An 8,252-nucleotide genomic window follows, 5' to 3' on the forward strand; every position below is an offset into this window, starting at 1 on the left:
GGCTCGCTCCCACAAGGGGGCATCACATACTCATAACAATAAGAGAGCACCAACATGCCCGTACTCGACCCCTTCCGCGAAGGTCTTGCCCGCGGCTGGACCACCTACAACGGTGCGCAGTTGACCCAGGACCTGACCCTGGAAGCGGACGTTGCGATCATCGGCAGCGGCGCCGGCGGGGGCACCACGGCAGAAATTCTCAGCGCCGCCGGCTACAAGGTGGTGTTGATCGAGGAGGGTCCCCTCAAGACCAGCCATGACTTCAAGCTGCTCGAGGACCAGGCCTACACCAGCCTTTACCAGGAAGGCCTCGGACGCATGAGCAAGGACGGCGCCATCACCATTCTTCAGGGTCGCGCGGTGGGTGGCACGACATTGATCAACTGGACCTCCTGTTTCCGCACGCCCGATCAGACCCTGGATCACTGGGCCACCGAGCACAACGTCAAGGGCCACAGCCCCGAGGAAATGGCGCCCTGGTTCGAAAAAATGGAACAGCGCCTTGGGGTGGCGCCCTGGCAGGTTCCGCCCAATGCCAACAACGAGGTGATCCGCAAAGGCTGTGAACAGCTGGGCTATAGCTGGCACGTCATCCCGCGCAATGTGCGCGGTTGCTGGAACCTGGGTTATTGCGGCATGGGCTGCCCGACCAACGCCAAGCAGTCGATGCTGGTCACCACCATTCCGGCCACGCTGGACAAGGGCGGCGCGCTGCTTTACCTGGCACGGGCCGAACGGCTGATGATCAAAAACGCTGCGGTTGTCGGCCTCGAATGCCTGGCCATGGACGAACGTTGTGTGGCACCGACAGGACGGCACGTCACGGTCAAGGCGCGGCACTACGTACTGGCCGGCGGCAGCATCAACAGTCCGGCCTTGCTGTTGCGCTCCGAAGCGCCCGACCCGCACGGACGCCTGGGTAAACGCACCTTCCTGCACTTGGTAAACATGTCGGCCGGTCAATTCGACGAGGTAATCAATCCGTTCTACGGCGCACCACAATCGATTTATTCAGATCATTTCCAGTGGCAGGACGGCGCCACCGGCAAGATGTCCTACAAACTGGAAGTTCCGCCCCTGCACCCGGCCCTCGCCGCCGCGCTACTGGGCGGGTTTGGCAGCGAGAACGCCGAGCATATGGCGCAACTGCCCCACACCCACGCCATGCTGGCGCTGTTGCGCGATGGTTTTCACCCCGACAGCAGCGGCGGCAACGTTCAGTTGCGCAGCGACGGCACACCTGTGCTCGACTATGCGGTGTCTCCTTATGCCTGGGACGGCTTGCGCCGGGCGTTTCACAGCATGGCCGAGATTCAGTTTGCCGGCGGCGCCAGGGCGGTCATGCCAATGCACAGTGACGCCCGTTACGTGAAAAACCTGGCCCAGGCCCGTACGCTGATCGACGGCCTGGACCTGGCCTTGTACCGCACGCGCCTGGGCAGCGCCCATGTGATGGGTGGTTGCGCCATGGGCGAAGATCCGAAAAGCGCCGTCACCGACAGCCTTGGGCGACATCATCAATTGAGTAATCTTTCCATCCATGACGGCTCGCTGTTCCCCACCAGCATTGGCGCCAATCCGCAATTATCGGTGTATGGGCTGACGGCACAATTGGCCACATCCCTGGCCGATCGCTTGAAAAACCCATGAGTTGGCGGATTATTCGCACTGTCTATAGTGCTTACTTACCTTACAGCCGACTTGGCCGACCGAGTAGGCTGCGATACCATCCGACTCCCCAACGGACACCCGCCAGGACGACGCGATGAACCGAGTGTTGTACCCAGGTACCTTCGACCCTATTACCAAGGGCCATGGCGATCTGGTCGAACGCGCCTCGCGCCTGTTCGACCATGTGATCATCGCCGTCGCCGCCAGCCCGAAGAAAAACCCGCTGTTCCCGCTGGAGCAACGTGTGGAGCTGGCCCGCGAGGTCACCAAACATCTGCCCAATGTGGAAGTGGTCGGCTTCTCGACGCTGCTGGCGCACTTTGCCAAGGAAAAGAACGCCAATGTGTTCCTGCGTGGCCTGCGTGCGGTCTCGGACTTCGAATACGAGTTCCAACTGGCCAACATGAACCGCCAGTTGGCGCCGGACGTCGAAAGCCTGTTCCTGACGCCGTCGGAGCGCTACTCCTTCATTTCCTCGACCCTGGTGCGGGAAATTGCGGCGTTGGGCGGCGATATCACCAAGTTCGTCCACCCGGCCGTGGCCGATGCGTTGACCCTGCGCTTCAAGAAATAACCCGCTGGCTGCGATCCGCTTCGCAGCCAACACAGCGCAGTCCATCGCGCCCGCGTGCACTGCGCTCGCCAATGCGGCACAATTGCGCACATACGTTTTTCAGATGCCCGGGCCCAACGCCCCGGCAGGAGCCTGCATGTCCCTGATCATCACCGACGACTGCATCAATTGCGACGTCTGCGAACCCGAGTGCCCGAACGAGGCCATCTCCCAAGGCGAAGAGATCTACGTCATCGACCCGAACCTGTGCACCCAGTGTGTCGGCCATTACGACGAACCTCAGTGCCAACAGGTCTGCCCGGTAGATTGCATTCCGCTGGACGAGGCCCATCCGGAAACGGAAGAACAGTTGATGGCGAAATATCGCAAGATTACTGGCAAGGTTTGAGCCAGGTAGTTCTGTAGGGCCTGTGCCGGCCTCATCGCGAGCAGGCTCGCTCCCACAGGGTTCTGTGGTGGCGACACCATTCATGTCTTAAGCAAAATCCCTTGTGGGAGCGAGCCTGCTCGCGATGAGGCCAGCAGCCACAGCGACATCACTCCTGCTCAAACCCCTCCCCAACACACCCCAGGCACCGCACAAACGTCGCCTTCGCCGGGTCCACCACCAACGCCTTCCCCGCATCGCCGACGCCACCGCCCAACGCCGTAAAGGGTAACGACACCACAAATGCCCCGGCACCGATCACGGTGGCGGCGAGCAGCAGCGGACGGGCGATCAGCAGGTCGCCGATCATGGCGTAGGCCGGCGGATTCTGGATGGTGTAGCGCGGGTCGCCGCTGCCGCTGTTCGCCTGGGCAGGCAAACCGAGACACAACAGCAGCGCGAGAACGACAGGTCGGAGCAGATTCATCGGGCGATCCTTCGGCTAGGCAGTATGACAACTGACTATAAGACTATAGACCGCAGGACGGATCAGCTCTGACAGCGTGGGCACCAGACGCTGGCGCGCTGGCCCAGGCGAATCTCCCGCAGCCCCGTACCGCAGACCTTACATGACTCGCCGCCCCGGCCATACACGAAGAGTTCCTGCTGGAAGTAACCCGGCTGGCCGTCTCCCCCGATGAAATCACGTAGCGTCGTACCGCCGCGCTCGATGGCATGGGCAAGGATGCGTTTGATCTCGATCGCCAGTTTCAGATAGCGCGCCCGGGAAATGCCCCCGGCTTCGCGGCGTGGGTCGATCCCGGCGGCGAACAGCGCTTCGGTCGCATAGATATTGCCCACCCCCACCACCACCGCGTTATCCATGATGAACGGCTTGACCGCCATGGAGCGTCCTCGGGAAAGCTGGAACAGACGCTCGCCATCGAATAGATCGGTCAACGGTTCCGGCCCGAGGCGAATCAGCAATTCGTGGTTGAGCGGGTCGAGGCTCCAGAGCATCGCCCCGAAGCGGCGCGGGTCGGTGTAGCGCAAGGCCAGGCCGGATTCCAGTTCGATGTCCACATGCTCATGTTTGGCGGCAGGCATGCCGACTTCCACCAAGCGCAGGTTACCGGACATGCCCAAGTGGCTGATCAAGGTGCCAACTTCGGCGTTGATCAGCAGGTACTTGGCCCGCCGCTCCACCAGCACTATCCGCTGACCCGACAGTCGCACATCAAGGTCTTCGGGGATCGGCCAGCGCAAGCGCCGGTCGCGTACGACCACACGGCTGACACGCTGCCCTTCCAGGTGGGGCGCAATTCCGCGGCGGGTGGTTTCGACTTCCGGCAGTTCTGGCATGGGGGTTCTCGAATAAGGCGAAGGCCTGGTGCTGGTTTTCGATGCTTAGCGCGTGGCGAGGTCGCGAATTTCCTGCTTCTGGGTCTGGAAATCGTATTCCGACAAACCGATGTAATCGAGCACCAGAGCGCCGACACAGGCCCACTCATGATCGACCGGCTGATTGCCCAGGACCCGGTGCGATGAGCAGATGTTTTCGGACATTTTCAGGATCGCCAGCAGGTTTTTCAGCTGACTGTTGTTGCGTGACGTCTCATCGCTGAAAATCGCCAGGGCGTTGTGATGGTTGGCGATGGCCTGGCTGACATGGTCCGGCAGGCGCCAGGATTTGGAAGTGTAGTACCCGACCACCGCATGGTTGGTGTTGAATTCGCGGTTCTCGGTGTCCACCACCCGGCACTCGGCGCTGGCATTGGCGTAGGCCTGCTCCAGCACACTCATGTAGTTGGGGAACTGCTTGAGCATCAACGGCACGCCGCAATCATGGAACAGCCCCAAGGCGTAGGCTTCATCACCGTTTTCCAGACCGACGCGCTTGGCCAGGGTCAGGCAGGTCATCGCCACGTCCTGGGCCGTATCCCAGAAGCGATTGAGGGTGACGATGGCATCATCGTGCAGCTCGCCCTTGATCGACTGCGCGTTGATCAGGTTGATGATCGAACGGCTGCCCAGCAGGTTCACCGCGCGCTGGATCGAAGTGATCTTGTTGCGCAGGCCGTAGTACGGCGAATTGACGATCTTGAGCAAGGCACCCGAGAGGCCCGGGTCATGGGAGATCAGCTTGGCAATGGTCTCCAGGTCCGGATCAGGCATGTACTGCTCCATCTGCAGATCCACCATGATCTGCGGCTGGGGCGGCACACTGATGCCTTGCAGGGACTGTTGGATCTGTTCGGCGGAAAGCTCTTGGGACATGGGCATACACTCTGGGTCAGGCGGCGATTCTAACCCTTAAAGATGGATCCGATACACCGTCGGACAAATCGCGCCACATGTCCATCACAAGCCCCGCACAGGCCGCAACACGCTATACTCCCGCTCTTTTTTCCGGAGCGACGTCATGTCCCTGCCCAGCCTGCGCCTCAAAGCCAACGCCGACCGTCGCCTGCGCGCCGGCCATCTGTGGGTCTACAGCAACGAAATCGATGTAGCCGCTACCCCGCTGCACGGCTTCAAGGCCGGCGACCAGGCCATCCTCGAAGCCGCTGGCGGCAAGCCGTTGGGCATCGTCGCGATGAGCCCCAACAACCTGATCTGCGCCCGCCTGCTGTCCCGTGACGTGAAACTGCCGCTGGACAAATCCCTGCTGGTGCATCGTCTCAACGTGGCGCTGTCGTTGCGTGAGCGCTTGTTCGACAAGCCGTTCTATCGCCTGGTCTACGGCGACTCCGACCTGCTGCCTGGCCTTGTAGTCGACCGTTTCGGCGACATCCTGGTGGTGCAGATCGCCTCGGCCACCATGGAAGCCCACAAGGACGACGTGATCGCCGCCCTGACCCAGGTGCTCAAGCCCAGCGGCATCCTGTTCAAGAACGATTCCGCCGCCCGCGATGCCGAAGGCCTGAACCGCTACGTCGAGACAGTGTTCGGCCTCGTACCGGAGTGGGTCGCCCTGGAAGAGAACGGCGTGAAGTTCGAAGCTCCAGTCATGGCAGGTCAGAAAACCGGCTGGTTCTACGACCACCGCATGAACCGCGCACGCCTGGCGCCGTATGCCAAAGGCAAGCGCGTACTGGATCTGTTCAGCTACATCGGCGGTTGGGGCGTGCAGGCCGCGGCGTTCGGTGCCAGCGAAGTATTCTGCGTCGACGCCTCGGCCTTCGCCCTAGATGGCGTAGAGCGCAACGCGGCGTTGAATGGCTTTGCCGAAAAGCTGACCTGCATTGAAGGCGACGTGTTCGAAGCCCTGAAAGAACTCAAGGCCAGTGAAGAGCGTTTCGACGTCATCGTTGCCGACCCGCCAGCGTTCATCAAGCGCAAGAAAGACCTGAAAAACGGTGAAGGCGCCTATCGCCGCCTCAACGAACAGGCCATGCGCCTGCTCAGCAAGGATGGCATCCTGGTCAGCGCTTCGTGCTCGATGCACCTGCCCGAAGACGACCTGCAAAACATCCTGCTGACCAGCGCCCGGCACCTGGACCGCAACATCCAGCTGCTCGAACGCGGGGGCCAGGGACCGGACCATCCGGTACACCCAGCCATCGCCGAGACCCGCTACATCAAGAGCATCACCTGCCGGTTGCTGCCCAACAGCTGAATCATTTGCTGACCCTTATTAAACGCAGCCCTGGCTGCGTTTTTTTTGCACGTGTGAAAAGTTACCGAGCGCTTAAGCAAAAGCCTACAAAATAACTTTTTGTATGAGTCATCCCACATTATTACTGGAACTTTCCTACTCAATATCCGCTTGCCAAGCACTCATTAAAAACTATGATTGAACTGTCACTTCGCAAGTGATGACCCTCGAAAAAAACAACATTTATTCAAACCTCTTATTCAAAAAAGGAGCTGTATCATGAAAGCAATCAATCTGGAAGCTAACAAGATCGCAAACCTGGCCGGCCTGATTGTTCCAACAGGCCGCTAAGTAAGTAAAGGGTGGAGCTGAGGAGTGCCGGCGCCTCAGCCCATCCATGCTCGCCCCCTCAGCGGAAAACCTTAATGCATATAAATCCGTGCGTTTTCATACTTGCGCGCCCGCCGCACCAGATTGTATGGAACTATGAGCAGCACACTCAGTTCGAGCTCGATCTGCATTATTCAACGCGACTGGCACAACTTATTCACAACCCTTCACACTTCGACACTTGCAACCCCATCGACATTGAATTCCTGAATGCCGGCATATTGACTGCAGAACCCAAGGAAGCCCTCGAATGGCGATGGGACGAGTTATCCAGAATATTTCATATCGGCACAAAAAATATTCCTTGCGAAAGTGTTCCCCAAAATGTCGAGGAATGGGCAACCCTGTACCTGCAGCATTGCCAAGAGGTTCTATCATCACCGCCGCCGGCCTGCCGCATAAAACCGTGCTCGGTTGACCTGATTGCCTTGACGCCCTGCTCCCTGGTCGACATCGAGGACGTTTCGCTGGGGCAGACGCTTGTCAGTCGAAGCACCTCTCGCTCATTCAGCGAACGAGCCATTTCAATCGAGCAGGTCAGCACCCTCCTCTACCTGACCCTGGGTTACCTGAACGAGCGCCCTTTTGCTCACGAGACCGGTCATCCCGAAACGCTGGGCGCGCGACGCAGTAGCCCCTCGGGCGGCGGCCTGAATGCCTGCGAAGGTTACCTGTACGTGCGTCACGTGGCCGGGCTGGAACCGGGAATCTACGCCTACCACCCGGCCGAACATGCCTTGAGCCTGATCCGATCACTTCCGGATGAACCCCTGGGCCAATTGTTAGCCGGACAGCACTTCATCAATCCGTTGCCATTCGGGCTATTCATCACTTCGCGCTTCGACAAGCTCTGGTGGAAGTACGAACACTCGCGCGCCTATCGAATGGCGTTTGTCGAAACGGGCCACGTGTCCCAGACCTTTTTGATGGTGGCGACTGCGCTGGGCCTCAAGACCTGGCTGACCGGGGCATTGAGCGACCGTCAGGTAGAACGGCTGCTTGACCTTGAAGACACTCCCGAACAGCCGTTGTTTTTTGTCGGTTGCGGTCATGGCGATGGGCAGGTCCACTGCCAGGCGCTGATGGCGCTGGTCAATGGCCAGGACTCTGCATCATGACCTTCACTCAGAGGCCGCGCTACACCTTGGGCGACTGGGATAACAAAGCTGCGGTGCGCGTGCGCAAAAACCACTACCGCCTACCCGACGATCTGGAGCATCAACTCGCCAGTCGGGACTGGTTTGCGCCAGCCTTCATACCCTATATCGAACATCCGCTGATCAATAAGGCGGGGCGCGCCATTGCCCAACGCCTGGCGGCCAATCACCTGGTGTACTTCCTCGACTACACCACCTTGCTCGAACACCGGGTGGTCAATCGCGCAGTGGAAACTATCGTCCATGGCGAACTGAGCGTACCCATCCCCAGCCAGATGAAAACCGCCGCCCTGCAGCTCTACACCGACGAGGGTTACCACGCACTGTTTTCCAATGAAGTGGCCGAACAGATCGTCGCCCTGTACGACATCCGCGACCGCTCGCTCCCCAGGCGCATCGACCGCCTGCTGGGCGTGATCGAAGCCACAAGCGCCCCGGATCGCCCTCTGGCGTGGTTTCTGCTGGGGTTCGTTTCCGAAACGATCATCGCCAAGG

General features: G+C 59.9%; 9 protein-coding genes. 6 read left to right on the forward strand and 3 right to left on the reverse strand.

The features are described 5' to 3' along the window. Positions 1 to 54 precede the first annotated feature (54 nt). From GSM73_RS22150 to GSM73_RS22160, 3 genes are all read left to right on the forward strand, one after another. Positions 55 to 1,650 carry a GMC family oxidoreductase gene (locus GSM73_RS22150; protein WP_160893838.1) on the forward strand — a complete coding sequence of 532 codons (1,596 nt, stop codon included), beginning with the start codon at positions 55 to 57 and terminating at the stop codon, positions 1,648 to 1,650. A gap of 115 nt (positions 1,651 to 1,765) precedes the next feature. Continuing rightward, on the forward strand, positions 1,766 to 2,245 hold the full coding sequence (coaD, locus tag GSM73_RS22155; RefSeq protein ID WP_007897855.1) for a pantetheine-phosphate adenylyltransferase: 480 nt from the start codon (positions 1,766 to 1,768) through the stop codon (positions 2,243 to 2,245). Between the two features lie 136 nt (positions 2,246 to 2,381). Next, the gene (locus GSM73_RS22160; RefSeq protein WP_047226031.1) at positions 2,382 to 2,633 is read left to right on the forward strand and encodes a YfhL family 4Fe-4S dicluster ferredoxin; all 252 of its coding nucleotides are present in this window, start codon (positions 2,382 to 2,384) and stop codon (positions 2,631 to 2,633) included. 148 nt (positions 2,634 to 2,781) lie between these two features. Here GSM73_RS22160 and GSM73_RS22165 read toward each other — a convergent pair whose 3' ends face one another. The 3 genes from GSM73_RS22165 to GSM73_RS22175 all read right to left on the reverse strand — a co-directional run bounded on the left by GSM73_RS22165 (position 2,782) and on the right by GSM73_RS22175 (position 4,835). Beyond that, positions 2,782 to 3,099, reverse strand: coding sequence for a hypothetical protein (locus GSM73_RS22165; RefSeq protein ID WP_047226032.1), 318 nt, complete (start codon positions 3,097 to 3,099; stop codon positions 2,782 to 2,784). Positions 3,100 to 3,161: 62 nt separating this feature from the next. Then, positions 3,162 to 3,974 carry a bifunctional DNA-formamidopyrimidine glycosylase/DNA-(apurinic or apyrimidinic site) lyase gene (gene mutM / locus GSM73_RS22170; protein ID WP_047226033.1) on the reverse strand — a complete coding sequence of 271 codons (813 nt, stop codon included), beginning with the start codon at positions 3,972 to 3,974 and terminating at the stop codon, positions 3,162 to 3,164. 45 nt (positions 3,975 to 4,019) lie between these two features. After that, positions 4,020 to 4,835 (reverse strand): HDOD domain-containing protein, encoded by an 816-nt coding sequence (locus tag GSM73_RS22175; protein ID WP_171061309.1) that lies wholly within the window; start codon positions 4,833 to 4,835, stop codon positions 4,020 to 4,022. A gap of 199 nt (positions 4,836 to 5,034) precedes the next feature. Between GSM73_RS22175 and GSM73_RS22180 the strand changes: the two genes are divergently transcribed. From GSM73_RS22180 to GSM73_RS27780, 3 genes are all read left to right on the forward strand, one after another. Further along, a complete protein-coding gene (locus tag GSM73_RS22180; protein WP_047226035.1) occupies positions 5,035 to 6,231 on the forward strand; it encodes a class I SAM-dependent rRNA methyltransferase in 1,197 nt (398 codons plus the stop codon). 404 nt (positions 6,232 to 6,635) lie between these two features. Beyond that, entirely contained in the window at positions 6,636 to 7,718 is a 1,083-nt protein-coding gene (locus tag GSM73_RS22185; RefSeq protein ID WP_076383041.1) for a SagB family peptide dehydrogenase, read from the forward strand. Then, positions 7,715 to 8,252, forward strand: a 538-nt coding sequence (locus tag GSM73_RS27780; protein WP_256677047.1) for a diiron oxygenase, incomplete at its 3' end; no start/stop codon positions are given. The genes GSM73_RS22185 and GSM73_RS27780, both read left to right, overlap by 4 nt.

Origin of the sequence: Pseudomonas sp. PICF6 (assembly GCF_009831705.1) — a bacterium.
Lineage (GTDB): Bacteria > Pseudomonadota > Gammaproteobacteria > Pseudomonadales > Pseudomonadaceae > Aquipseudomonas > Aquipseudomonas rhizophila.

Coding starts and splice junctions, on each gene's coding strand:
- GSM73_RS22150 (WP_160893838.1), top strand. CDS start 55: ATGCCCGTACTCGACCCCTTCCGCGAAGGTCTTGCCCGCGGCTGGACC.
- coaD (WP_007897855.1), top strand. CDS start 1,766: ATGAACCGAGTGTTGTACCCAGGTACCTTCGACCCTATTACCAAGGGC.
- GSM73_RS22160 (WP_047226031.1), top strand. CDS start 2,382: ATGTCCCTGATCATCACCGACGACTGCATCAATTGCGACGTCTGCGAA.
- GSM73_RS22165 (WP_047226032.1), bottom strand. CDS start 3,099: ATGAATCTGCTCCGACCTGTCGTTCTCGCGCTGCTGTTGTGTCTCGGT.
- mutM (WP_047226033.1), bottom strand. CDS start 3,974: ATGCCAGAACTGCCGGAAGTCGAAACCACCCGCCGCGGAATTGCGCCC.
- GSM73_RS22180 (WP_047226035.1), top strand. CDS start 5,035: ATGTCCCTGCCCAGCCTGCGCCTCAAAGCCAACGCCGACCGTCGCCTG.
- GSM73_RS22185 (WP_076383041.1), top strand. CDS start 6,636: ATGCATATAAATCCGTGCGTTTTCATACTTGCGCGCCCGCCGCACCAG.